The organism is Streptomyces longwoodensis, assembly GCF_001514125.1.
In the GTDB taxonomy this organism is placed as follows: domain Bacteria; phylum Actinomycetota; class Actinomycetes; order Streptomycetales; family Streptomycetaceae; genus Streptomyces; species Streptomyces longwoodensis.
In genome coordinates this window covers 450,926-476,460 of the sequence record NZ_KQ948550.1, presented here as the reverse complement: position 1 = coordinate 476,460, position 25,535 = coordinate 450,926, and the positions used below count along the sequence as shown (strand labels likewise).

Here is a 25,535-nt window from a genome sequence, read left to right as displayed (position 1 = left end):
TGCGGGTGCTTCGAAGCGGGACAAGTTGGGGCTGGCCACGTGATACTCGACCTCTTCGCGGGGCCGGGCGGCTGGAGCCGAGCACTGGGTGTCCTCGGAGTGCGCGATGTCGGCCTGGAGTGGGACGAGTGGGCCTGCAAGACCCGCGCGGCCGCTGGCCAGTTGACGATCCGGGCCGACGTGGCGATGTATCCGACGGGGCCCTTTATCGGCCGCACGAGTGGGCTGATCGCTTCCCCTCCGTGCCAGGCGTGGAGTATGGCTGGCAAACGCCTCGGTCTGGTGGACCAGCCGCTGGTGCACGCGGCGGTCGAGGACTTGGCCGCCGGGCGGGACACCCGCGAACGCCTCCTCGCCGCGTGCCGTGACGAGCGGTCTCTGCTGGCGGCTGAGCCGATGCGCTACCTCCAGGCCCTGAACACGGTCGGCGAGCCTGAGTGGGTCGCTATGGAGGAGGTTCCGGACGTCCTGCCGTTGTGGAAGCAATACGCGGCCGTCCTGCGCGGATGGGGCTTCTCGGTCTGGTGCGGGATCCTCAACGCCGCCGACTTCGGCGTCCCGCAGACGAGAAGGCGGGCGATCCTGCTCGCCTCCCGGGTCCGTACGGCACAGCCTCCCACGCCGACGCACTCCCAGGTCGAGGAGCCGGAATCCCTGTTCGGTCCGGGCCGTGCCCGTTGGGTCAGCATGGCCGAGGCCCTGGGATGGGGCGCGACCGACCGACCCGTCCCGACCGTCTGCGCTGGCGGAGGGCCCGGCGGCGGACCCGAACCGTTCCCTTCCGGCTCGCGAAAGACGCTGTCCGACGCCCGGGAGCGCGGCACCTGGGTGCCCCAGCCGGACGGAGTGGTCCTGCAGTCCCGCCGCGAAGGAGCCGGTTGGGCTGCCAAGCACGGCACCCGTGAAAACCGCGCCGCCAGCGCCCCTGCGCCGACCTTCACCGCCGAAGCACACCGATGGTCTTGGTCCCTACGCAGCAACAACCAGGCCAACGCCACCGTCCGCCCGCTGTCCGAGCCGGCAGGCACGCTGTTCTTCGGACACCGAGCGAACGAGTGCACCTGGGTTGCCGAACCAGTGTCGGCTCTGGCCAACGACACGGACGCGCCGGCGGTGCCGGAGCCGATCCGGATCACTGCCCGGGAGGCCGGCCTCCTGCAGACCTTTCCCGCCGACTACCCGTGGCAGGGCAACAAGGGCCAGCAGTTCTCCCAGATCGGCAACGCCGTCCCCCCGCAGATGGCCGCGCACCTGCTCGCTCCACTCCTCGACAAGCCCTTCAACCCCGACGACTTCACCCTCGCAGCCTGATGCCCTACACCACCCCCGATCCCGACGAGGAAGACGACGTCGACCGCGTCCCGGCGCCGAAGCCGGTCCACTACGCCGAACAGGCCCTGCTCGGCGCCCTCCTCCTCGAACCGGCACGTCTGGCCGACACCGGCACCCTGGCCGCCGACCACTTCGACAACCACGCCCACGCCAACCTGTTCACCGCGATCCGCACTCTTCCACCGCCCGACCCCGACGACCACGCCAAGGACACCGCCTGGCTCAACCAAGTCCTGGAGCGCGCCCGCCCTCACGCCCCCGGCCTGAACGCCTCCTACCTCCACGCCGTCATCCAGTTCTGCCCACAGCCCAAGCACGCCGCGGCCTACACCCGGATGATCCGCGCCGACCACGCCCGCCGAACCCTGCGCCTGCACGCCGAACGCCTCGCCCATACCGCCACCGACCCAGCCGGGCCCGACCCGGCAGCCGCCACCCTCATGCAGGCCGACGCCCTCGGCCGCGTCCTGGACGACCTCGCCGGGCAGTTCGCCCCACACCCCGGCTCCCTTCCCCGCACCACACACAGCGGGGATGTCCCACGGCAGGCTGGCGAAGAGGAACTGGACGAAGAACGTCTCCTCCTGGCCACCGCCACCGCCTACCCGGCGAATGTGCAGCAGATGCGGTGGCTGGCCGCGGAGGACTTCATCCTTCCGCTGCACGCCGCGCTCTGGCAGTCCGTCACGGCGCTGGTCCACCGCGGCGACATGGTCGACCCGATCACCGTCCTCGGCGAAGCCCAGCACCGCGGACTCCTCACCGACTCCCTCACCCCCCGCGACCTGATGGCACTGGTCTCCACGCCCGCCGGCTCCCCCGAGTACTGGGGCGAGAAGATCCTCCAGCGCGCCCTGCTCGCCCGCGCCCACACGGTCGCCGACCGGATCACCGCCTACACCGACGACCCCGCTAACACCCCCCACCAGCTCATCACCGGCAGCCGCCGCGCCCTGGCCGACCTCAACGCCTTGCGTACCCGCTGGAACCGCGCCACCTCACCCACCCCCGCGTCCACCACAAGTGCACCCGCACGATCCGCGCCGCTTCCCCGGACCGGCCCACCACACCGGCCAGCCCTGTCCGCCGCGCGCACCCACCGATGACCTCACCCTCCGGGCCCGGCCAACCCACGACAGGGGCCCCGGATTCGAATCGAGCCCACCCCATGCACCAGAGCCCCCTCAAGGCCCACGTCCGCCTCGACACCCACCCCGCCCACCCCAGCGCCGTGACCGCCTCCCTCACGGGCACCCACCACCGAACCGCCCAAGCCATGCTCGCCGCGCGCGGCTTCGAGCAGTTCGACGAACACACCATGGCCCTGGCCCGGATCGACCACGAAGAGCCCTACTGGGCCGACCAGGCCACCCAAGCCCTCAACGCCGAAGGCATCACCACCGAGATCACCCCCAGCCTGTCCCGCATGCCGATCCCAGATCGCATCCACCGCGTGCGTTCCCCCCGAGGCCGCCAGGTGATCAACCGGTCCGGGCGGGGAAGATCCGTGAAGATGCATGGCTCCTTTCGCACGGGAGGTGCGCGCCTCTCCCCTCTCACTGTCGGCCGTTCTGGTTCGGTCCCAGCGCGAATGTCAGTGCCGCGTTTTAGCGTGAACTCCAAGTGGAAAAAGGGCGATTGGAGCCTTCGGGGTGATCTTTGAGGAACCACGGGCGGTCTACGAGAGCATTACCTCACGCATGAAGGCGCTGGCGGTGGTCCGCCCGCTACTGGCGCTCGACAGCAGCAAGGCCAAGGCCGAGCGGGGGTGGGAGGGCTACCGCCTGGCTGAGCTGGCGCTGGCTGCGATCGATGTCGTCACGCTACGCACGGACATGCGCACGGCGGTCCGCCAGGAGACGGTGGTGGACCATGTGTCCGAGTTCGCCGCGCTGCAGCTGCCGGGACGCCCGGCTGAGGAGTACCGGGCCGTCGCGCGCTGGGTGACCGAACGGCTGATCAACACCGAGGAGCGCGACCGGGCGTTCCGTCACGCGATCGGCAGCGTGACGGACGAGGGGTTCCAGACCCGTATGACGTCGTTCCAGATCCTCAAGGAGGTACCTGACCATGTGGGGCAGGCGGCGCTGATTGCCACGGATGCGGCGATCACCGTGCTGGTGCATGCGATCGACGTGGACATCGCTTCCGAACAGATCGCTGCCGAGGCCAAGTTGGAGGCGCTCCTGAAGCGTGCCCGTATCGGCGAGGCGTGGCAGATCGCGCACACGGCCCGTCTGCAGAGCATCCGTTACGCCAAGGACATCCATGGGCGTATCGAGGCGATGAAGCGGAACGTGCGGGCGGTGGACTGGGATACGGAGGTCAAGGAGACCGTCGACGATGCCCTGGAGCACGTCCGCAGCCGTTCCGCGACTGAGCAGCAGCTCAAGGAGCGAGTCGACCAGCTGCTGGAGGTCACTGACGACGCGCACAAGCGTCGGCAGTTGGAGGGGCTGGGGACGCTGATCGTCGAATGCATGCAACGGCATTCGGTGCTTATCGACATGCTGTTGAAGGTCGGCCCGGAGTACCGGCGCCAACAGGACCGCCAGGTGTTCGTGGCGCCGACGCTGCACGCCCGGGTGCACATGCACGAGCAGCTCCTGCAGCCGGTGATGGAATTTTCCCTGGATGCCTGCCTGGGGCCCTTGGAGGCGTTCACCAGGGCCGTCCTGGGCCCGCAGCAGCCCCGCGTGATGTATCTGCCGGACTATTTCGAGGCCCTGGCCCGCGTCAGCGAATTGGCCGCGGGGGACCTGGTACCGGTCGCACACGACGACGACCCAGGCGACGGCGAGCACACGGCCGTGTTCAGCAACGCGCAACACGAGGCGGTGGACGTCCTGCTGGACACGGCCACCGACCAGGGAGTGCGGCTGTCCGCACTGCTGGGCTCCACCCGCTTGCCCGGCCCCGGCATAGGTCCTGAATCCGGCACGGACGCACTCCTTGCGATGCGCGTGCAGCAGCTCTTTCGGCAGGTGCCGGTGCGTCAACTGGCCGTCGGCGAGCCTGCCGTTGTGGCTGTCGACGACGGCACCGAGCTGGTGGACGAACGCTTCGGCGGCAGCGACTTCCTGCTGATCCGCACCCAATCGCAGCCCTCGGTCCCACCCAGATCATCCGATGCCCCCACCGCCGACGACAACCGGCTGTCGTCGGTGACTCCCATCCCCGACCGTGACCAGGAGAGCGCGTGAGCCATCACGAGGACATTGCGGACGCCGCCCGGATGGTTGCCCTGGCCCTGGCCCGTGGCAAGGCACCGGCCCGCTCCGGGGAGTACGCGCGGCTGGTCCGGCGCTTCGAGACCGAACCGGACTTCGCCCAGATCGTACGGAAGATCACCCAGGGCTTCGACCTGACGGTGCTGGAGGTCCACCGCATGCCGGGCCTGGTTCTGGGGACCACCCCGGAGACCGACTTCGCCGTCTCGGTGGCCGACCTGGTCCCGCAGACCGCCGACCGGCCGCTGTATCTGCTGGCCCAGCTCGCCATCGCCGCCCTGGCCTTCCCCCGGCCCGAGGACCTCGACGACGACGAGTACGTCACCCGAGTCTCGGTCAAGCAGGTGGACGAGGAGGTCCGCTCCCTGGCCCGGGCCATCGAGCACCGGCTTGCGCAAACCGACGCCGACACCGATCCCCCGGCCGACCAGCCCGGCCTGGAGGGACTATGGCGGGCCTATCTGCGGCGCAATGCCACCGGCACCACTCGGGCGGACAAGACCCCCAGGACGGTGACCTATTCCCTGGTGCGCCGCGCCCTGACCCACCTGGCCGAGCACGGCTTCGTGCGCAAGGTGAGCGACGAGGACGCCGGCACCTACGCCACCAGCGTCAAGTACCGGCTGCAGATCCGCGACCAGGCCGCTGGCGACATGCTGCGGGAACTGGCGGCCCTGGGCGTGGCCGCCCTGCCCTCCCGCGACCAGGCCACCACCTCCGAGTCGGCGGCAGACAGCGCTCTGAGTACCGATGACACCCTGCCGGGTTCGCCGCTGCCCCACTGACCTGCCGTAAGGACGCCTGCCATGTATGAACTCAACCGGATTCTGCTGCGCAATTTCGGCCCCGTCGACGCACGGTACGAAGACGTCACCCTGGACTTCTCCGGCGCCGGCCCGGAGGTGGAAACCGCCTCGCTGATCCCGGCCGCCGGCCATGTCACCCACCGCCCGGCCCCGGCCAACCTGATCATGCTGCAAAACGGCGGCGGCAAGGGCGTACTGCTGACCGGCATCACCTGCACCACCATCCCGCACCGCCACCAGGATGTGGAGACGCTGCGCAACTTCACGGTGTCCCTGGCACAGCCCTCCCACGTGGTTCTCGAATGGGCCGACGCGAGGACCGGACGCCTGCTGATCACCGCCCAGATCCTGGCGCCGGACCGCGAGGGGAAACTGCACCGCCGCTTTTACAGCTTCCACCCGGCCGCCGCCCTGGACGCCGACCGTCTGCCCTTCCACCGCGACGGGCACTGGCTGCCGTTCGAGGACTATTGCACCGAGTTGCGGGACGTACAGCGCCGCGTCGACGCCCTGGAACTGCGCATCGAGGACGGCCAGGAACGATGGGAGAAACACCAGCGCACCCTGGGCCTGCAGCCCGATCTGTTCGACGTGCAGCGCCGGATGAACGCCAAGGAGAGCGACGCGGCGGCGGCATTCACCACCACCACATCCGACGCCTTTGTGGACTGGCTGCTGCGCAAGGCCACCGACGACGACCAGTACGCCGAGCTGGGCACCGCCTTCCACTCCTACGCCCATGCCCACGACCAGCGCGCCGCATGGGACAAAGAACGACAGTTCGCCCTGACCATGCAGCGAGCCTGTGGCGAGGTCGCCATCCTTCACCAGACCCGGCAGAAGACCGCCCACGCCGCCGAGAGCGCGCAGCAACGGCTCGTGCACCTGACCGCCACTGTCCAGCTGCGCGAGCAGCAACTGTCCGACGTACTCACGGTCCACGCCGACGCCATCACGGACACCTACCGAGCGCACGAGGAGGCAAAGCGGGCAGCCGAGCGGGCCGAGCAGCGCGTGCACCACGTACGCCATCACGCCAGCGCCCTCGAACTGGCCACCGTCCGGGCAAAGCAGCGCGGCGCCGAGCAGGCCAAGAAGGAGACCGAAGCCGAAAAGTCGGGCTGGGAGACGGTCCCAGTGGCGCTACGCCATGCGCATGCTGTGGACGATCACACCCGCGCCCAGGAAGCCCTCAGCCAGGCAGAGCGCACCGCCGCGCCCTACCTCCGGGCCGTCCACCAGGCAGCAGCCGACCTCCGTACTGGGTACGCCAGCGCCGAGGCCGCCGCCCAGGACAAGGTCCGCCGACTGGCCGAGGCCAACCAGCAGACCGAGACCGACATCGAGCAGTGGCAGCACCGCCGCGAACAGCTCCTTGAAGACACCGGCGCGGCCCAGGCCGATCTCCGCACGCTCCGCGAGCAGATCGACTCCTTCACCACCACGCTGGGTCGGGCGCGCCATGACCGGCTCGTCGAGCCGGACGAACTAGCCGGGGACGCCGCGGCCCGCGCCGAGGCGCACACCCGCCACCTCGACCAGCTCATGGACGAGGCCAAACAAGCACGTCAGACTGCCCGCACCGGGCGGGACCATGCGCACCGGCACCTGGCCGACACGCAGCGGCAGGCGCTGTCCGACCGTGCCGCGGCTGATGCGGCGCTCGCCCAGACCGACCGGCTGCGCAAGCAGGCCACAGCGATCCAGTCCCTGCCGCTGTGCGCCGACCTCCTCGAAGCCACGCCCGACGAGCTGCGCGCCTCCGACGCGTTGGAATGGCTCCATGAACATGCCACCGTGCTGGGGGAGACCGCCGGACGCCGCATCGCGAACCTGGAGACCACGCTCACCGGGACCCGCCTCGGCCTGCGCGAGGACCAGGACCTGCTCGACGTGCTCGATACGAGCGGGGGCCTGCACCCGGCCAGCGCTGCCGTGCGGCGCCTGTGTGAGGACCTTGTCACGCACGGCATCTCGGCCTGGCCCGGCTGGCGGTGGATGCACGACAACGTGCCCGCCGACGCCCACCCCCAGGTCATCCGCGCGCACCCCGACCTGGTCGGCGGGATCATCGTGGGTGGCGCCGACGGCCTGGACGCCGCTCGCCGCCACATGGAACAAACCCGCCCCCTCCCGGCCACCGCCGTCACCGTGGGCACCGGCGAGCGCCTGCTGCGCCCGGGCTCCTGCGACGACGACCGCTTCGTAATCGAGCCCTCTCCCACCCTGCACGACGAAGACGCCGCCGAACGCGAACGAGGCGAGGTCACCGCGCGCATCACGGCCGCCACCCGCCAACTGCAAGACCTCAATGCGCGCCTGGCGGAGGCCCGAGAGCTGGAGCGCCACCTCGCCAACTGGCTAGAAGCCTGCGCGCAGATGCCCGTCCCCGACCGCCTCGCCCAGCTGAACGACCTGCAAACCACCGCCGCCGCGTCCGAGACCGCCGCCCAGGAGGCCCGCAACGCGGCCGAGGGTCACGACGCCGCCCTACACGAGGCGGAGCAGGCGTACGAGGACCTCGTCGACCGGGCCGGTCAAGCCCAGCGCGCCCTGCACGTCCTCCGGCAACTGGCCGACGCCGAGACCGAGGCCGGCCAGGCCCGCGACCGCATCTCCGCCCTGACCGCGCAGTGCCAGGAGTGGCGGACCGAAGCCGACGATCTGCGTGCCGCGTGCAAGCGGGCCGAAGCGGAGCTGCTGCGCCGCGCCCAGGCCATCGAAGCCGCCCGGCAGGAGGCCGACAGCCATGCCGAGAGCCGTCGGGCCGTCCCCGCCCCGCCCGGCGGCGACGCGGCTATCGAACCCGACACACCGCACGAGCCTCTCCCCGTGCTCAAGCACCGCTACGAACAGGCCCTGGACGAGCTGCGCGCCGTCCAGGTCGGGGAAGACCAGCAGCAGCGCGCCGCCCGCGCCGAAGAACACCTTCTGACGTGCCAGAGGGAATGGAACCAGGTGCCCGGGCCGATTCAGGCGCTCGCCCAGAAGTTCAGCGCGGACCCGCGGGCCACCGACGAGGTCCAACGCCACGCCATCCTGCGCGACGTGGCCGGACAGCTCACCGACCTCGACGAACGGCTCAACGCACTGCGTGACAAGGAGAGCGAGCTGAAGATCCGCACCGACCACCTTAAGTCCGCCGCCGCGGCAGCACCGCTGACCGGCGAGGAGGCCGCCGCCTGGACGCCGGCCACCCTGGAGGATGCCACCGCCCTGAGTGCCCGCGCGGGACAGGAGCTGGAGGAAGCCCGTACCACGGAGCGCGCCGCGTCCGAACGCTACAACGGCGCCCGCCGCAGCCAGGCCAACAGCAGCCGCGACCTTGCGGCGTTCCGGTCCGTCCTGCCGCGCCTGGAAAGCGCCGCTCACGGTCTCGACCTTCCCGCCGCCGCAGAGCCCTATCCGGGCACCGCCGAGGCTGCCGAGACAGAGGCCCGGCAGGCCGCCGAGGAATACCGCACCTGCCACCAGGCTGCCCGCGACGCCGACCGCGCTCTGGAAACCGGCGTCAGCCGCCTCAAAGAGGAAGCCGCCGACGTCCGCTTCGAAGGACTCGACATCCCGCTGCGCACGCAGATCTCCGCCTTGGGCGGCGCGAAGATCCCCGCCCTGGCCGAGAACTGGACCCAGGCGCTCGGCTCCCGCATCGCCGCACTGACCAGCGACCTGGATGCCATGGCCAAGACCCGCGACGCCCTCGCCTCCCAGCTCGGCGCCCACGTCACCGATCTCCTGCACCGCCTCGACCAGGCCAGCCGCTTCTCCGCCTTCCCAGACGGCGACGCCCCGTGGGCCGGACAGAAATTCCTCACCATCCGCTACAAGAAACCCGACCAGCAGACCCTCGCCGCCTCGATGCGCGAAACCGTCGACGCCCTCGCCCAAAACCCCCGCACCCGCAAACTCAAAGGCATCGACGTCGTCCTGCGCTGCCTCAAGGAGGCCGTACCGCGCGGATTCACCGCCGAGGTCATGAAGCCCAACGCCGCCCAGCGGATCACCCGCGTGCCCGTGGAGAAGATGGGCACCACCTTCTCCGGCGGTCAGGAACTCACCGGCGCCATCCTCCTCTACTGCGCCCTGGCCGCACTGCGCACCTCGCCCGGCCCCCGCAGCCGCACCCGCAACGGCGGGCTCCTGCTCCTGGACAACCCCATCGGCCGCGCCAACGCCACCTACCTCGTCGACCTCCAGTTCGAGATGGCCGCCGCCCTCGGCATCCAGCTCATCTACACCACCGGCCTGAGCGACGAGGAGGTCACCGCCCGCTTCCCGATGTGCATCCCGCTGCGCAACGACGCCGAAGCCCGCGCCGGCCTCTCCCTGATCCGCCTCGACGAGCGCATCCGCCACGCCCTCGTCCCCTCCCCTCGCATCGTCCCCGACGACAGCGCCGCCGTCCCGTCCGGCTACCTCCACTCCGCACGCCTGTACACGAAGGAGACCCCCGCTCAATGACCGCCGGTTCTCCCCCTCCGCTCCCGCCACTGTCACCCGCGGCGGCCAGCCTCAGCGCCGCGCTGCAGGCCCGGGCCGAGAAGGCCACCGTGTCCCGCGCCACCCTCGTCGAAGCATTCACCGCAGCCCTGCCCGGCCTGGCCAGTGGCGAGCACGCGCGCACCGCGCTCGCCACACTCCTGCACGAACTCGCCGACCACCGCCTCCTCAACCTGCCCACCAGCAGAGCCCACTGGGACGCCGGCCGACCACGCCTGCCCGAACAAGTACGCCTGCCCGCCACCACCCAGGCGACGCCGCGTGCACCGCGTGAACCCGTCTCGTGGCGCCCGGAACTCGACTGGGCCTACACCGCCCGTCTCACCGCCGCACAGACCGAGGACCTCCTGGCATGCAACCGCTGGTTCCGGGACAGCAGCAACGCCCCCGAACGGCATACGCCAATCCCGCTGCGCGAGCGGTCCTACGAGATCTTCCGCGACGAGAAACGTCTCGACGCCCTCATCTCCGGCGCGCTGTTCGCCCCCGGGCGCCTCACCCTCGATCAGCTGGCCACCTACCGCCAGCCGCCCCCGCTCGCCCACCACCAAGTCGGCGACGGCGACACCCTTCTAGTGGTGGAGAACAGCGACACCTACGCCACACTCCACGACCTGCTCTCCAAGCAGCCCGGCCGCACCCGGTTCGTCGCCTTCGGAGCCGGACGTTCCTTCGAAGCCTCCGTCAGCCGCCTCACAGAACTCTCCGGCATCCACCGCATTCTCTACTACGGCGACCTCGACGCCGACGGCCTGGCCATCCCTGCTCGCGCGTCCCTCACCGCCCTCCAGCACGGCCTGCCCCCGATCGCACCGGCAACTGACCTCTACCGACTCCTCCTCGGCCACACCCCCACGCCCTCCGCTCTCGTTGCCGACGACCATGCCGAGACGCTCACTGCCTGGCTGCCGCCGCCCCTGTCCACACAGGCCCACGATCTACTCACTGCCGGCCAGCGCCTCGCGCAGGAAGCGACCAACCGCAACCAGCTCTCCGTCGACTCCAGTTGGCGCACTTGACATCCCGTTGACGGCCGCCGCCGACCCCGGCGGCGTACACCACCGGAGGTCCCGCCCCACGGGTGAGGGATAGAAAGTGACGATCGAGGGCAGGGAGGCATCTATTCCAGCAGGGGGACCCAGCCCGAGTGTGTCTTGGTCGAGATCGCGCGGAGGTGCGGGCGGAAGCCCGCACTGACGAGCCCTCGCCAAGACGACCCTTCCGTAATCCGCTGACCACGGTGTCCGCGAGTCCCGAGGACTTGCAGCGGGCCGTTGCCAGGTCGGAGATACTGGTGTTTCTGTGACCCCCTGCGGCCTGATGCTATCCCCATGTGCCTGGGTGGTTACGCTCCGGAAGTGACGGCATTGGTGAAGGAGTCTGCCCAGGTGGCGACGGCGACGGAGTATCCGCAGGGATCGGCGAGCAGCACCCCGAATACGGCGGCCGTTCCGCCGGTCCCGGAGCCGGGACAGGTCGTCAAGGTGCGGGGCTCCACCTGGGCCGTGTCCGATATCCAGAAGCAGGGCCTTCCTCGTAGCCCCGCAGACGAGGGCATGCCGGGACTTACCCATGTGGTCAGCCTGCAGTCGCTGGACGAGGACAGGCTCGGGCAAGAGCTGACGGTGGTCTGGGAGCTGGAGGTCGGGCACACCCTCGCCCCGAACCAGGGCCTTCCGGAGACTGTGCGGGCGGAAGCGTTCGATGACCCGAACACCCTCGCCGCGTTCGTGGACGCCGTCCGCTGGGGTGCGGTCACCTCGGCGGACGCGAACTCCTACCAGGCCCCCTTCCGCAGCGGCGCGAACGTGGAGGCGTACCAGCTGGTGCCGCTGAGCCGGGCCCTTCAGTCTTCGCGTACGAACCTGCTGCTCGCCGACGACGTCGGCCTGGGCAAGACCATCGAGGCCGGGCTTGTCGTGCAGGAGCTGCTGCTGAGGCACCGTGCACGATCCGTGGTGATCGTGTGTCCGCCGAGCCTGTCGCTGAAGTGGCAGGACGAGATGCGGGAGAAGTTCGGCCTCGACTTCGTCATCGTCAACAGCGAGCTGATGGCGAAAGTGCGGCGGAGCCACGGGCTGAACGCCAACCCGTTCCGGCTCTTTCCGCGCGTGATCGTGAGCATGGCGTGGCTGCCGTCACTGCGGGCACAGCGCCTGCTGCGCGACGTGCTGGCCGATGTGCGCAGCGCGGGCACGGCCAAGCGGTACGCGTTCGACGTGCTGGTGGTCGACGAAGCGCACCATGTGGCGCCGGCCAGCCCGACGACGGCGCCGGGGCAGCGCGGATACGCGGTCGACAGCAAGCGGACGACGGCGACGATGCGGCTCGCCGAGGCGTGCGAGCACAGACTGTTCCTTAGCGCGACGCCGCACAACGGCTATTCGGAGTCCTTCACCGCCCTCCTGGAGATGATCGACGGTCGCCGGTTCACCCGCGGCGCGAGCATCGACGAACAGGCGCTGAAGGAGGTGATGGTGCGGTGGCTGAAGACCGATCTGCCGGACAAGGGATTCAAGACCCGGCAGGTGAAGCCCCTTCCCTTCACGCCGTCCGAGGAGGAGCAGCAGCAGTTCGCAAAGTTGGAGCGGCTGCTGGCCGACAGTGCCCGGGCGAACGGTAAGGGCTCGGGCGGCGACATCGTCGCGATGCTGCTGAAGAAGCGGTTCCTGTCCAGCCCGTGGTCCTTTGCCCGCACCCTTGAGCTGTACGAGGGCGCGGACGGCGGCGACCGGCAGCTTCGGATGGACGACGAAGACCAGTACTACACAGAGGTGCTGGGCAGCGGCCAGTCCGACGAGGAGGAGGGCGCGGCCGAACACCCCGAGTTCACCGCGCTGCGCCACTCCAAGGGCTCGGACCCCCTGGTCGCGGCCACCAGCAGCGAGATCGCCTCGCTCATCGAGTGGGGGCGCCGCTATGAGCACAAGCCGGACTCCCGGCTGGAAGAACTCCTGAACTTCCTCGCCGCAGTCTGCCGGCCGGACGGCATCCACTGGACCAATGAACGTGTCGTGGTTTTCACGGAGTACGCGGCCACCCTCGAATGGATCGAGCGCGTCCTGCGGCAGCGCGGCTACAACCACGTACTGGAGGTCATCCAGGGCTCGACCCCGACCGAGGAGCGGGAGAAGATCCGCGCCCGGTTCACCGAGAGCCCGGACAAGCACCCGGTCCGCATCCTGCTCGCCACCGACTCCGCCGGCGAGGGCATCGACCTGCAGACCCACTGCCACCGCCTGGTCAACTTCGACATCCCCTTCAACCCGTCCCGCCTGGAGCAGCGCATCGGCCGCATCGACCGGTACGGGCAGACCAAACACCCGGAGATTTTCCACTTCGTGCCGGTCTCCAGCTCCACGACGTACGACGCGGACATGAAGTTCATGGGGATCATCGCGACCAAGGTCGGGCAGGCCACCAAGGACCTCGGCAAGGTCAACCAGGTCATCGATGCCGAGGTGCAGGAACACTTCGCCCCCACCCGGACGGTGCGCAAGGCCCGGCTAACAGCGCCGGACGACGGCAACGAGGTGATTACCCGCGTGCTGGCCGGCGGAATGGAGCTGAACCGCCAGCTCACCAAGCTCTCGGAGACGTACCACGAGAGCAAGGCCGCCATGCATCTCACGCCCGCAAACGCCCGCCGGGTGGTGGACACGGCGCTCACGCTGACCTCGCAGCCCCCGCTCATCGAGATCGGCGACGACCGTACCGAAGCACAGGTCTTCGAGATCCCGAACCTCAGCCGCCCCTGGCAGCCCGCCCTGCGTGGCCTGGACACCCGCCTCGAGCCTGGCGTCCCGCGCCCCATCACCTTCGACGACGAGGCTGCGCAACACCGCACGGACCTGGTCCACATCCACCTTGGGCACGCCCTCATGCAGCGCGCCACCCGCACCCTACGCTCCGCGTTGTTCAGCACGGACTCCCCGGTGCACCGGGTCACCGCCGTCATCGCCCCCGGCCTTCCTGAGTCATGTGTCGCCGCCGTCTCCCGGCTCGTCCTGGTCGGACGCGGCGGGTTGCGTCTGCACGAGGAGGTGTTCCTGACGGGCGTCCGGCTGCGCGGTCAGGCCCTTGCCGAGTCCAAGGTCGAACAGGTCCTCGACAAGACCCTCGACGCTGCCGATCTGCTCCTCGCCGATGAGAAAGTACGTGCACACCTCGCCGAGCAGTGGAACGACGACGGCTCCCGGCTGCGCACACGCCTGCTGACCGCAATGGAACGCAAGAGCGCCAGCCGACAGGAGAAGGTCACCGAGGCACTCACCCAGCGCCGGGAAGCCGACATCAAGCGCGCCCACGAGATCTTCGGCGCCTTCCGGCTCAACCTGCGCGAGTCCCGTGACCGCCTGGAGCAGGAGATCCGCGCCGAGGAAGAGCTGCTGTTCACCGACGACCAGCAGAAGCAGCGACGCCGGGACCTGCACCACATGAACGAGCGTCTCGACAGCCTGGACGACGAGGAGGCACGCGAGATCGCCTCGATCCTGGAACGCTACAGCGATATCAAGCCCTACGTATCCGCCGCCGCGGTCGTGTTCGCCCTCAGCCCCGAAGACGCGAAGAACGGAATGGTCAAGGCATGAGCCGCCGCTACCCCCCGACCGCCGCCGCCCTGCACCGCGCCTGGCTCGAACTCGTCGACGCCGACGGCCCCTTCCTCGCCGTTCCCGCCCTAGAACGCGTCTACCCTCAGGGCATCCCCCAGCCCGACTCCCGGGCGCTCGACGCCATCAAGGACGCCAAGCCCGCCTTCGAGAAGGCATGGGAGAACTGGGACGAGCGCCCGGGCGACGAAGCCGCTCTCGCCCTGTACCGCGAGGCCCGCGACACCTGGGTCGACCTCGTCCTGCGCCAGGGCCTGCGCTGGGGCGCCTCCTACACCGTGCCCGCCCCAGCCGCCGCCGAGGTCCGCTCACCCGACTACACCGTCACCGTGCGCGCCGACGGAGCCTTCGTCTACGGCGACACCACCGGCGCCCTCGTCCTGATCACCGACCCCACGGACTCCCTGCGCGACCCGCTCACCGACGGCTGGTCGGCCAGCCCCATCGATCGCATGGAAGAGCTGCTGCGCGCCTCCGGCGTCCCCATCGGCGTCGTTACTGACGGCCGCTGGTGGGCGATCGTCAGCGCCCGCCCCCAGACCATGGTCGCCTCCGGCATCGTCGACGCACAGACCTGGATCGAAGAGCCCCAGACCCGCAACGCCTTCATCGAACTCCTCCAGCGCCGCCGCCTGGTAGGCGGCAAACAACAGGACCGACTGACGGAACTCTTCGGCGAGTCCGTCACCGCCGCCGAGAAGATCACCGAAGCACTCGGCACCCAGGTCCGCCGCGCCGTCGAACTCATCGTCCAAGCCCTGTCCGAAGGCGCCCTGGACGCACAGCGACGCGGCGAGCCTGACCCGCTGCCGGCGGCAAGGGGCGAGGTCTACGAGGCCGCCGTCACCGTCATGATGCGCGTCGTCTTCCTCCTCTTCGCCGAAGAACGCGGACTGCTGCCCCAGAGCCGCCTCTTCGCGATGGGATACGGCATCAGCGACGAACTTGATCTCCTCGACGCCCGCGAGAAGGAGGAGGGCGAACAGGCCCTCGACGCCACGTTCCTGACCTGGCACCGGCTCCTGGCCACCTCCCAGGCCCTGTACCGGGGCGCGAGCTTCGAGGACCTGCGCCTGCCTGAGTACGGTGGCTCCCTCTTCGATCCAGCCCGCTTCCCCTTCCTCACCGCTTGCGACTCCCAGGACACCCTGGCCATCACGGTCAGCGACCGCGTCATGCTCGAAGTCCTGCGCGCCGTCCAGATCGCCCAGCTGCCCGGCGGAGCACGACGGATCTCCTTCAGCGACATCGACGTCGAACAGATCGGCTACATCTACGAGGGTCTGCTCGGCTACTCCTGCGAACCCGTCGAAGAGATCATCGTCGGACTCACCGGCAGCGCGGGATCCGAACCCGAGATCCCCCTCGCCGCCCTCGAAGAACTCAGCCAGGCCAAGCGCAGCGAGACCGCGCTGGCCGACGCGATCCTGTCCTGGATAAAGCAGCACCAGCCGGCCGCGAAGCCGTCCAGCAAAGCCGCCCTCACCAAAGCACTGAAGACGGCCGACACCCTCGACGACACCGAGATCGCCCTGCGCGACGTCACCGACGATCCCGAACTGCGCGACCGACTGCGCCCGTACATCGGAATCATCCGCCGAGACCTGCGCAACCGACCGCTGGTGGTCGAGCCCAGCGGCGTCCTGCTGGTGGAAACCCCCTCGCGCGCCTCCGCCGGCGCGCACTACACGCCCCGCTCGCTGGCCGAGGAAGTCGTCCGGTACGCGCTGGAACCTCTCGTCTACTCGCCCGGACCACACCAGACCGCCGACCAGGACGGCTGGCGGCCCATTGACTCCGACCAGATCCTCGACCTGCGCATCGCCGACATCGCCTGCGGCTCCGGCGCCTTCCTCGTCGCAGCCGCCCGCTACCTCGCCGACCGGCTCGTCGAGGCATGGCAGCGCCAAGGCGAAGCACGTGGAAGGACACCGCACGACCTGCACGTCCACGCTATAAGGACCGTCGTCGCCACCTGCCTGTACGGCGCCGACATCAATGGCATGGCCGTGGAGATGTGCAAGCTGTCGCTGTGGCTAGTGTCGCTGGACCCGAAGCTTCCGTTCTCGTTTGTCGACGACAAGGTGCTCCACGGCAACGCCCTGCTCGGCCTGACCAACGCCGACCAGCTACGCCGCCTCCACATCGACCCCGCCGCGGCCGGCAACCAGCTCAGCATCTTCGCCCTGGACGTGGACGACATCCTGGACCAGGCCAGCCGTCTGCGTCGCCAGCTCGCCACCGAGGTGGACGACAGCGACCCGCAGCGCTCGGCCGCTACGAAGCGGCGGCAGTGGCGCCGGTACCAGGAACTGACGGCGCAGCTTGCTGACGTCGCGGACGGAGTGACGGCGGCCGGACTGCGGTGGGGTGGAAAGCCTGGGAAGGTGTTGAGGGCAGCGTACGAGGATCTTCGGATTGCGGTGGAGAAGGCGTACCCGGCAGATGGCGGGGACGCGGACCGGGCGATGCTTGACGGCATCCAGGAGGCCGGGCTCACACCAACGGTGACGACGGACTACGAGCGATGGAAGCCGCTGCACTGGATTCTGGCGGTGCCGGATGTGATGGAGCGGGGTGGGTTCCACGCCGTTATCGGAAATCCGCCGTTTTTGGGCGGACAGAAGCTCACCGGCTTGATGGGGACCAACGTCCGTGACTGGTTCGTTAATACACTTGCTGGAGGGAGGAAGGGGAGTGCGGATTTGGTGGCGTACTTCTTCCTCCGTGCTCATGGGCTGCTGACGAAGCATGGTGGACTTGGCCTCATTGCAACGAACACAGTCGCCCAGGGAGACACCCGGCAGGTCGGCCTCGACCAGCTCTTCTCGAAGGGCTTCACGATCACCCGCGCGATCCAGAGCCGGTCGTGGCCTGCGGCTAGCGCCAACCTGGAGTACGCGGCGGTGTGGGGCAGTCGAGCTGGCATCAACCCAGAGGTTCCCCGGATCATCGCTGAAATTGAGGGCGATATCGAGGTCGAGCGTATTTCTACTCTGCTGGAACCGGGCGGTCGAGTGGGCGGCGATCCGAAGCGACTGACAGAGAACACTGGTCTTGCTTTCCAGGGCTGCAACGTGCTGGGCGCAGGGTTTGTACTGGAGCCCGATGAGGCTGCGGCCTTGATCGAGGCAGACCCCAGAAACAAGGAGGTTGTCTTCCCCTACCCCGATGGAAAGAAGGACATCAACGGTAGTCCAACGCTTGAGGCCAGCCGTTGGGTCATCGACTTCAACGACCGTTCGGAGCAAGAGGCGCAGACCTACGAGCTTCCGTACCAGCGAATCCTGGAACGCGTAAAACCTGAACGAGCGCGAAATAGGAATCGGCAGCGTCGGGAAATCTGGTGGCGGTTTACGCGAAATGCCCCTGCGATGCGGGAGGCGATCCGCGACCTCGACGAGATGCTCACGATTGTGCTGGTGAGCAGTACTGTTATGCCAATGCGCGTGTCCGCGAAACAGGTAATAAGCCATAAGATGGCCGTCTTCGCTACTGATTCATATGTCGACCAAGCGGTGCTTTCGTCGAGCATTCACCAACTGTGGGCGATTAAATACGGCGCAACAATGCGATCAGACGTCAACTATTCACCGTCAGATGTCTTCCTGACTTTCCCTCGCCCCCGAGTGCAAGGTGCACTCGATGAGGTAGGCCGCACCCTCAACGACGTGCGCCGCGAGATCATGCTCCGTCGCGCTCTCAATCTTACGAAGCTCTACAACTTGGTGAACGACCGCGCTATCTCCGACTCCGCTGACCCCGACGTGGCCCGCCTCCGCGAAATCCATGCCGAGGTCGACCGAGCTGTTATGGCTGCCTACGGCTGGGATGACGTCTCTCTGGGGCACGGCTTCTACACCTACCGCCAGATGGAGCGCTGGACGGTGAGCCCCACTGCCCGGGTGGAGATCCTCGACCGCCTCCTCGAGGAAAACCATCGTCGCGCTGCCTCGCAGGGTGATGTCAGTCCCACCGACGACAATGAGGCAACCGAGGAAGAGGAGGGCGACGAGTGACCACCCCCCGGCGTGACGGCGCCCAACCTGCAGCGGCAGGCGGCACTCCCCAAACCCTGGCCTACCGGCTCGCTCTCGACCCCGACGACCGTTCCTGGACGGCACGCGAGAACCTGGTCGACATCCTGGAGCGTGAGCTCCTCGGCCCGGCCAACGGCCCGGACGAGATCCTCGAGGGGGTCCCTGACTCGGCGTACCTGATCGGCCGGATCGCTCCCGTGCGGCTCACCGCTGGCGACGACGACCCCGGCGAGGCTGGATCGGACGACGCTGCAACTGATGTAGGCGACGCCGTGGACGCTGCCGAGAGCCGGGGCGTGCCGCTCACCGCCGTCGACGACAGTAGCGCTAGTTCGGATGAGGACGAGGTCGAGGACCAGCCACAGAAGCGTGGGCTGATGATCCCGGCGTCGATGGGGCTGCGCTTCCAGATCCCTGATGATCTGGACGAGTTCACGGTGACCGCCTCGTGGGGCACGTACGAGCCGGTGAAGGAGAAGCGCGGGGAGGGCACCGAAGGCGGCGGGGGCGACGGCGCGGCACCCGCTCCGGCTCTCCGTCGCTTCCAGCGCACTCCGCACGCCATAGCGAAGGCGATCAAGGTTGCCGACCTGAAGCCGTCTCGCACGACCGAGATCGTACTCAAGGACAAGGTCCTGCTTCGGGTGGATCGTTATGACGACTCCGAGCGTGGCTGCCGGCTGATCGAGGTGGCGTTGTGCAATGACCGGGAGACGCCTCGCAAGATCCCGGTCGAGGCGTGGCTGTACCAGACCAAGCTGTCGGTGTCGGCTGGTGGAGCTGAAGTGTTCCTGCCGGTCAATGACGTACTCCTGGACACGCGTGAGGAGCCGGACGATGAGCTGCGGCGGCTTCGGCTTCAGTACCGCAACCGTCTGGAGTTCGCCCATGGCCGGACCTGCTCGGTGGACTGGCAGGTGGCCGAGGGAGCACGCCGAGCCAGCGAGGTCTGGACGACGTGGCTGCCGGTGAGCGAGACGCCGCAGACGGCCGCCGAGGAGATTGGCGCGGCCCTGCTGGACATGCGCAAGCTCCAGGGGGCGTCGACCGACGAGCTGCGTACGGGCCTTGAGCCGATCGTCGCGGGTTACACCGCCTGGCTGGACGGCGAGGAGCAGCGGGCCAAAGCTCTTCCGGAGCATCTGCGGTCCGAGGGTCTGGACGCGGTCACCGAGGCGCGCAGGGTGCAACGCCAGCTTGAGGAGGGTCTGAAGCATCTCCTCGGGGACGAGGAGGCGTTGCGCTGCTTCCGGTTCATGAACCGGGTGATGGCTGATCAGCGTGTGCAGTCCCAGGTCGCGGAGCGGCGGGCGAGCCGACCGGAGGAGAGCATTGATGAGGCTCGCGAGGCGATCCTCGCGGAGAAGGGGGCGCTGGCGCATTCGTGGCGTACCTTCCAGCTCGCCTTCGTGCTCATGCAGTTGCCGTTGCTGTCCGACCCGGCGGCCGAGAAGCGGTCGGGGGATCTGGCCAAGGCGCAACTGCTGTTCTTCCCGACCGGTGGTGGCAAGACGGAGGCGTATCTGGGTCTGGCCGCCTACACGTTCGCGATCCGGCGCCGCCAGGGCGTCGTGGATGCCTTCGACGGTCCGCTGGACGGGCGGTCCGGGGTCGCCGTCCTCATGCGGTACACGCTGCGCCTGCTCACCGCCCAGCAGTTCCAGCGCGCCACCGCCCTGGTGTGCGCGGCGGAGCTGGCGCGGCGCGACGATGTGGGGACGTGGGGGGAGGAGCCGTTCCGGATCGGGCTGTGGGTCGGTACCGATGTAAGCCCGAAGCGGTACGACGAAGCCGCCGAGCAGTTGCAGAAAGCCCATGGGGGTCGTGGCTATCGGCTGACGGTGCTACAGATCCAGCGCTGCCCGTGGTGCGGGACGCGGGTCGAGGCGCGCGATGTGCGCACGGAGCCCGCGCTGCGCCGAGTGTACGTGTACTGCGGGGACGAGCTGGCCGACTGCCCGTTCGCCGACGGCGGTGATGTGCCGGACGGGCTGCCGGTGCTCACGGTGGACGAGGAGATCTACCGGCTCGCGCCGGCATTCGTCATCGCCACTGTGGACAAGTTCGCCCGCCTGGCGCGGGAGGGCGAGGCCGCCTCGCTGTTCGGGCACGTCTCGCGACGCTGTGAACGGCACGGCTTCGTGCATCCCGACTATCAGCAGTGCGACATCAAGGACGGCAGCAAGCATCCCAAGAAGGACGGCTGGCCGGCGGCCCCCGTTCACCCGGCCACGCGGCTGCGGCCCCCGGATCTGGTCATTCAAGACGAGTTGCACCTGATCACCGGGGCACTCGGCACGACGGTGGGCCTGTTCGAGGTGGCCATTGACGTGATGACCGACTGGCGGACCAAGGACGGGCGCCCAGTGCGTCCGCTGCTCGTCGCCTCCACGGCCACCGCCCGTAACGCTTCCGAGCAGGTGCGCGCGCTGTACGGACGCGACGTCACCATCTTCCCGCCGCAGGTCTTGGACGCCGGGAACACCTACTTCTCCAAGGAGATCCCGGTCTCCGAGAAGCACCCGGGACGCCGGTACGTCGGGATCAGCACGACGGGGGTGCGCCTGACCACAGCGGAGATCCGGGTCGCCGAGGTTCTCCTGGCCGGCGGGCAACTGCTTCTCGACCGCTCCGGCAGCGTGGCCGATCCGTACATGACCCTGGTCGGCTACTTCAGCGCCACCCGTGAACTCGCCGGCATGGCCCGATACATGAGCGACGACATCCAGACCGCGCTCGCCAAGGGCCGCCCCTGGTCGAAGCTCCCCCGCCGCACCGGCACCGACTACGGTTCGCTGCACGTCGCCGAGCTGACCTCGCGCGTGGCCAGCGCGGACATCACCGCGACCCTGGACCAGATGGCGGCAGCGTTCGACCCGGGCTTCGACTCCACCGCGGGCAAGCGCAACCGGCGCGCGCTGCGGGAGGCGAAGAAGCCGGAGCCCACGCGTGAGGTCAATCCGTACGACGTGGTCCTGGCCACCTCCATGCTCCAGGTGGGTGTGGACGTGACCCGCCTCGGCCTGATGCTCGTGGTCGGGCAGCCGAAGAACACCGCGGAGTACATCCAGGCGTCCTCCCGCGTCGGCCGTACCGCGGACCGGCCGGGACTAGTGGTCGCACTCGGGAACTGGGCGCGGCCGAGGGACCTCGCCCATTTCGAGCAGTTCCGCCACTACCACGAGACGTTCTACGCCCAGGTGGAGGCGCTGTCGGTGACCCCATTCTCGGTGACCTCCCTAGAGCGCGGCCTGGACGGCGTGCTGGTCAGCGCCGCCCGCGTCCTGCAGGCCGCCAAGGCCGACCAAGGGCTGTCCCCGGAGGACGGGGCGGCCCGTATTGAAGCCGAGCAGCACTTCGCGGGCGAACTCGTAGACGCCCTCGTCCGTCGCGTCACGCGGGCCGGCGACGAGGACGCCGCCACCCGTGCCCGCCTGCGCCTGGAAAACCGGCTCGACCAATGGGGCAAGCGCCGCAAGAGCCTCATGGAGGACCGCAAGTCGCTGGTGTACGAGAGGGTTCTGGACGACGGTCGACACGACGCGCTGATGATGAGCGCGGAGAACGCCAAGGCGGGCATCGACACACGTGACGCCGCACCGTTCATCGTGGCGAACTCGATGCGCGAGGTGCAGCCGGAGATCAACCTACTGGTGAGCCCGATCAAGGAGCGACTGGTGTACCGCGCACCCGACCATGCCCCTCAGTGGAAGATGCCGGAGGACAACTCGTGAGTGACGAGACGCGCTTCGTCTACGATGTCGCCCACGCCGTCGACCCGCTGGGCGACCTGGAGCAGGAGGCGGAGAAGGCCACCAAGCACAACCGTGCCAAGGTCGGCTCGGCCCGCCCCTCCTCCCTGCTGTACACCTACGGCCCCGGCGCGATCATGGACTTGCCGCAGTTCACGATCATGCCCACCGGCCTGGACGACTGGGATCGCATCTGGCGGCGCCGCGACTCCGCACCCCCGCAGATCCACGCTCCACGCCTGCGTGACGTAGTCCGGATGATGCTGCGTTCCCCCGATGTCCAGTTGCGGCCGTACCCCTGGCAACCGAAGAAGCACAGCCGCTCCGCCGAAGGCAACGACCTCGGAGTCCCCTCCCGGGTCTTCCCGCAATGGCTGCGCTGCACGGGCTGCGACATGCTCGGACTGCTCACCCAGTTCGACTACCGCAACACGCACCCCTTCCGCACCGACCTGGCCGTGTTCGAGCACGCCAAGTGCACGGGCCGCGCGGGCGCCGGCGCTCGTAAGCCGATGCGCCGCACCGCCATCCCGGCCCGGTATCTGTTGGCCTGCGTCGACGGGCACCTGGACGAGTTTCCGTACGACCTGTGGGTGCACCGCGGACAGCCGTGCAGCAAGGCGGAGCTGCCCGCCCTGAAGATGGTCGACCGGACCGCCGGCAAGGGAGCCTCGGCAGTCATCCACTGCGCGTCCTGCGACATGCGGCGGCCCATGAACGAGGCCCAGGGCGAGGCTGGCAGGGCGAAACTCCCGCAGTGCCGCGGACGCCACCCCCACTTGGACGCCTTCGAGCCCAAGGGCTGCCGCAACGAGACCCGGCTGATGCTCGTCGGCGCCTCCAATCTGTGGTTCCCGGCCACCCAGTCCATCATCGTGATGCCGGAGTCTCAGGAGGAGAAGGCCAGCGACCTGGCCGACCGGGTCCGCACCGCGCTAGGCGACAAACTCGCCAAATACCGCGACAACCTGGGTATGATCCGGGACCTGCTCGGCATGGATGGCGGCGTCGACGTCACCGGCCTGTCCGACCACGACCTGGAGCAGGTCCTGCAGGCCGCCTCCGCCCCCACCGACACCCCGGAGGAACAGGAGGAGAAGCTCCGCGACTGGGACCCGGTCGACCTCCTCGTCCCCGAATGGCGCTACCTGCTGCGTGACATCGTCGGCACCCGCGTCGAAGACCCCAAGAGCGGACTCACCCTCGCTACCCGCAAACGGGGCGACGCCCTCCACCCCGAGATCACCCGTGTACTCGCGGTCGAACGCCTCCGCAAGGTAAATGCCCTGGTCGGCTTCACTCGCATCGACGACATGGACCGCGTCGGCGACCTCCCGCGCCGCCTGGCCCCACTGACGCGCACATCCCGGCCGAGCTGGACCGTGGCCACCGAGGACCGCGGCGAAGGCATCTTCCTCCAGCTCGACGAAAACGCCGTCGCCGCATGGGAGAAGCACGTCCTGGACACCGACCTCTGGAAACTCCACCGCGAGGCACACCGCAGAAACTTCGAGCGCCGCTTCTCCGACACCGCTGGCCAGATCGACCCCGACAGCCGCCTGAAGCCCCCACGCTACTGGCTCGTCCACACCCTCGCCCACATCCTCATCCGCGAACTCGCCCTCACCTGCGGCTACTCGGCCGCCAGCCTCAGCGAACGCCTCTACGCATGGCCCGCCGCCGAAGGCCGCGACCCCGCGGCCGGCCTTCTCATCTGCACCACCGCCTCCGACAGCGACGGCACCCTCGGCGGCCTCGTACAGCTCAGCGAGCCCACACGCCTCCAACGCGTCGTCAACAGCGCACTGCGCAAGGCCACACGCTGCTCCTCCGACCCCATCTGCTCCAAGCGCACCCCCCAGGATCCCGAGGACTTCCTCCACGGCGCCGCCTGCCACTGCTGCGTCATGGCCTCGGAGACCTCCTGCGAGCGCGCCAACCGCTTCCTCGACCGCCGCTTCCTCCTCGACCTGCCCGGCAGCGACCTCGGCTTCTTCCAGACCCATGAGTGACGCGAACGCGCCACGCCAGCTCGGTCGGCTCCTGACCGGAACCGAGGCCAAGGACATAGCGGACCGCCTGGCCGACGGCGACACCTTGACCACCGCCCTCAAGGTCGTCGCCGTCGGCCAACGGGCAGAAATCCGCCGCCTGTTGGAGGCCGTCGGCGGCGGTCCCGGAGCGGCACCCCAACAGATCCTGGTCCTGAGAGCGATCGAGGGGGCACGGGCACTTCCGACCACGCTGTCACCGCTGTGGACCATGCCCGGACACCTCGCCCAGAGCGGACCGCTCACCACCTCGGTCACCCGCTTCGTCGACAGCGCCCGCCACGCGATCACCTGCTCGACCTTCAACTTCCAGCGCAGCTCGGCGCTCTGGACGTCACTTCGAACGTCCGCGCAGCGCGACGGCGTTGCCGTCCGCGTCTACATGGACACCCGGGCCGCCGACGGCAGCGGACAACACTGGTCACCAACGACCTCGGAGGTAGCTGAGCACCTGGCCCCGGCAGAGGTCTGGCGCACCAAGGAATTCGACGGCGGCTACGTCCGCAACCACGCCAAGTTCCTCGCCATCGACCACCACCTCCTCCTGGTCACCAGCGCGAACTTCTCCTGGAGCGCAGAGAACAACAACGTCGAGTTCGGCGTCCTCATCGACAACCCGAACCTCACCGAAGCCGTCGAACGCGAGCTGAGGGAGGCGGAGGATTCCCTGTACGAACGCGTGTGACGTCGGCTTCCCGCCAGTCGGCCGACGTGCTCGCCGTATCAGCCTGGGTCGCGAAGCATGGCGGCGAGCTCCGTCGGGACCGTCGCCCAGGACGGGCTCGCCTCCGCCAGCGCGCCTGTGCAACCGTCCCCAGGCATGGAGCGACCGAACCCGATACCCCGTCCATCTCCACGCTGCCCAGCAGATGGACCTCGACCACCCGCAGTACCGCCCCCCCTCAGGAGGACAACGAGGCGGAAGCGACCGCCGGCCAGGAGTAGTTCAGCCACCTTGGCGGAAGCCCGGCACCCAATCGTGGGGATGCCAGCGTAGTGAAATACGCCTCGGCGGCAACCTTGCTAGGCGTGGCGACGATCGCTCAGAGCGTCTGACTCCAGGAGGCCGAGGCGGCGGCACAACATAGCGAGGGATCGCCGGTTAGCCAAACCGGCGACCCCGCGCATCATTGGTAATCCACCGCCACGTCCTGTCCCCGCGTCCATCACGCGACGAGGTCCCGACCGCCCACACGAGCAGGCCCGACCGA

13 protein-coding genes are annotated in these 25,535 nt (G+C 68.8%); all 13 read left to right on the top strand.

Going from position 1 to position 25,535, the window contains the following annotated elements; genetic code table 11:
• Positions 1 to 39: 39 nt before the first annotated feature.
• A complete protein-coding gene (locus AQJ30_RS06920; protein WP_067229955.1) occupies positions 40 to 1,311 on the top strand; it encodes a DNA cytosine methyltransferase in 1,272 nt (423 codons plus the stop codon).
• Entirely contained in the window at positions 1,311 to 2,438 is a 1,128-nt protein-coding gene (locus tag AQJ30_RS06915; protein WP_067229952.1) for a DnaB-like helicase N-terminal domain-containing protein, read from the top strand. The genes AQJ30_RS06920 and AQJ30_RS06915 overlap by 1 nt, the downstream gene beginning before the upstream one ends.
• A 62-nt stretch (positions 2,439 to 2,500) precedes the next feature.
• Positions 2,501 to 2,995, top strand: a complete 495-nt coding sequence (locus tag AQJ30_RS06910) for a hypothetical protein (RefSeq protein WP_067229949.1) — start codon at positions 2,501 to 2,503, stop codon at positions 2,993 to 2,995.
• Complete coding sequence (locus AQJ30_RS06905) at positions 2,985 to 4,535, top strand: hypothetical protein (RefSeq protein WP_159052298.1); 1,551 nt, start codon at positions 2,985 to 2,987, stop codon at positions 4,533 to 4,535. Before AQJ30_RS06910 ends, AQJ30_RS06905 begins: the two co-directional genes overlap by 11 nt.
• Positions 4,532 to 5,347 carry a hypothetical protein gene (locus AQJ30_RS06900; protein WP_079083886.1) on the top strand — a complete coding sequence of 272 codons (816 nt, stop codon included), beginning with the start codon at positions 4,532 to 4,534 and terminating at the stop codon, positions 5,345 to 5,347. The genes AQJ30_RS06905 and AQJ30_RS06900 overlap by 4 nt, the downstream gene beginning before the upstream one ends.
• A 21-nt stretch (positions 5,348 to 5,368) precedes the next feature.
• Complete coding sequence (locus AQJ30_RS06895; RefSeq protein WP_067229944.1) at positions 5,369 to 9,829, top strand: coiled-coil domain-containing protein; 4,461 nt, start codon at positions 5,369 to 5,371, stop codon at positions 9,827 to 9,829.
• Positions 9,826 to 10,887 (top strand): Wadjet anti-phage system protein JetD domain-containing protein, encoded by a 1,062-nt coding sequence (locus AQJ30_RS06890; RefSeq protein WP_245726833.1) that lies wholly within the window; start codon positions 9,826 to 9,828, stop codon positions 10,885 to 10,887. Before AQJ30_RS06895 ends, AQJ30_RS06890 begins: the two co-directional genes overlap by 4 nt.
• 312 nt (positions 10,888 to 11,199) lie before the next feature.
• The gene (gene drmD / locus AQJ30_RS06885) at positions 11,200 to 14,460 is read left to right on the top strand and encodes a DISARM system SNF2-like helicase DrmD (protein WP_245726832.1); all 3,261 of its coding nucleotides are present in this window, start codon (positions 11,200 to 11,202) and stop codon (positions 14,458 to 14,460) included.
• Entirely contained in the window at positions 14,457 to 18,500 is a 4,044-nt protein-coding gene (locus tag AQJ30_RS06880; protein WP_067229938.1) for a DNA methyltransferase, read from the top strand. Before drmD ends, AQJ30_RS06880 begins: the two co-directional genes overlap by 4 nt.
• Complete coding sequence (gene drmA, locus AQJ30_RS06875; RefSeq protein WP_079083885.1) at positions 18,497 to 22,255, top strand: DISARM system helicase DrmA; 3,759 nt, start codon at positions 18,497 to 18,499, stop codon at positions 22,253 to 22,255. Before AQJ30_RS06880 ends, drmA begins: the two co-directional genes overlap by 4 nt.
• Positions 22,252 to 24,285: a DUF1998 domain-containing protein gene (gene drmB / locus AQJ30_RS06870; RefSeq protein WP_067229935.1), complete on the top strand. Its 2,034-nt coding sequence runs from the start codon at positions 22,252 to 22,254 to the stop codon at positions 24,283 to 24,285. The genes drmA and drmB overlap by 4 nt, the downstream gene beginning before the upstream one ends.
• Complete coding sequence (gene drmC, locus AQJ30_RS06865; protein WP_067229933.1) at positions 24,278 to 25,009, top strand: DISARM system phospholipase D-like protein DrmC; 732 nt, start codon at positions 24,278 to 24,280, stop codon at positions 25,007 to 25,009. The genes drmB and drmC overlap by 8 nt, the downstream gene beginning before the upstream one ends.
• Complete coding sequence (locus tag AQJ30_RS38355) at positions 24,987 to 25,412, top strand: RNaseH domain-containing protein (protein WP_159052314.1); 426 nt, start codon at positions 24,987 to 24,989, stop codon at positions 25,410 to 25,412. Before drmC ends, AQJ30_RS38355 begins: the two co-directional genes overlap by 23 nt.
• Positions 25,413 to 25,535 lie beyond the last annotated feature (123 nt).

Coding starts and splice junctions, on each gene's coding strand:
- AQJ30_RS06915 (WP_067229952.1), top strand. CDS start 1,311: ATGCCCTACACCACCCCCGATCCCGACGAGGAAGACGACGTCGACCGC.
- AQJ30_RS06895 (WP_067229944.1), top strand. CDS start 5,369: ATGTATGAACTCAACCGGATTCTGCTGCGCAATTTCGGCCCCGTCGAC.
- AQJ30_RS06890 (WP_245726833.1), top strand. CDS start 9,826: ATGACCGCCGGTTCTCCCCCTCCGCTCCCGCCACTGTCACCCGCGGCG.
- drmD (WP_245726832.1), top strand. CDS start 11,200: ATGTGCCTGGGTGGTTACGCTCCGGAAGTGACGGCATTGGTGAAGGAG.
- AQJ30_RS06880 (WP_067229938.1), top strand. CDS start 14,457: ATGAGCCGCCGCTACCCCCCGACCGCCGCCGCCCTGCACCGCGCCTGG.
- drmC (WP_067229933.1), top strand. CDS start 24,278: ATGAGTGACGCGAACGCGCCACGCCAGCTCGGTCGGCTCCTGACCGGA.
- AQJ30_RS06910 (WP_067229949.1), top strand. CDS start 2,501: ATGCACCAGAGCCCCCTCAAGGCCCACGTCCGCCTCGACACCCACCCC.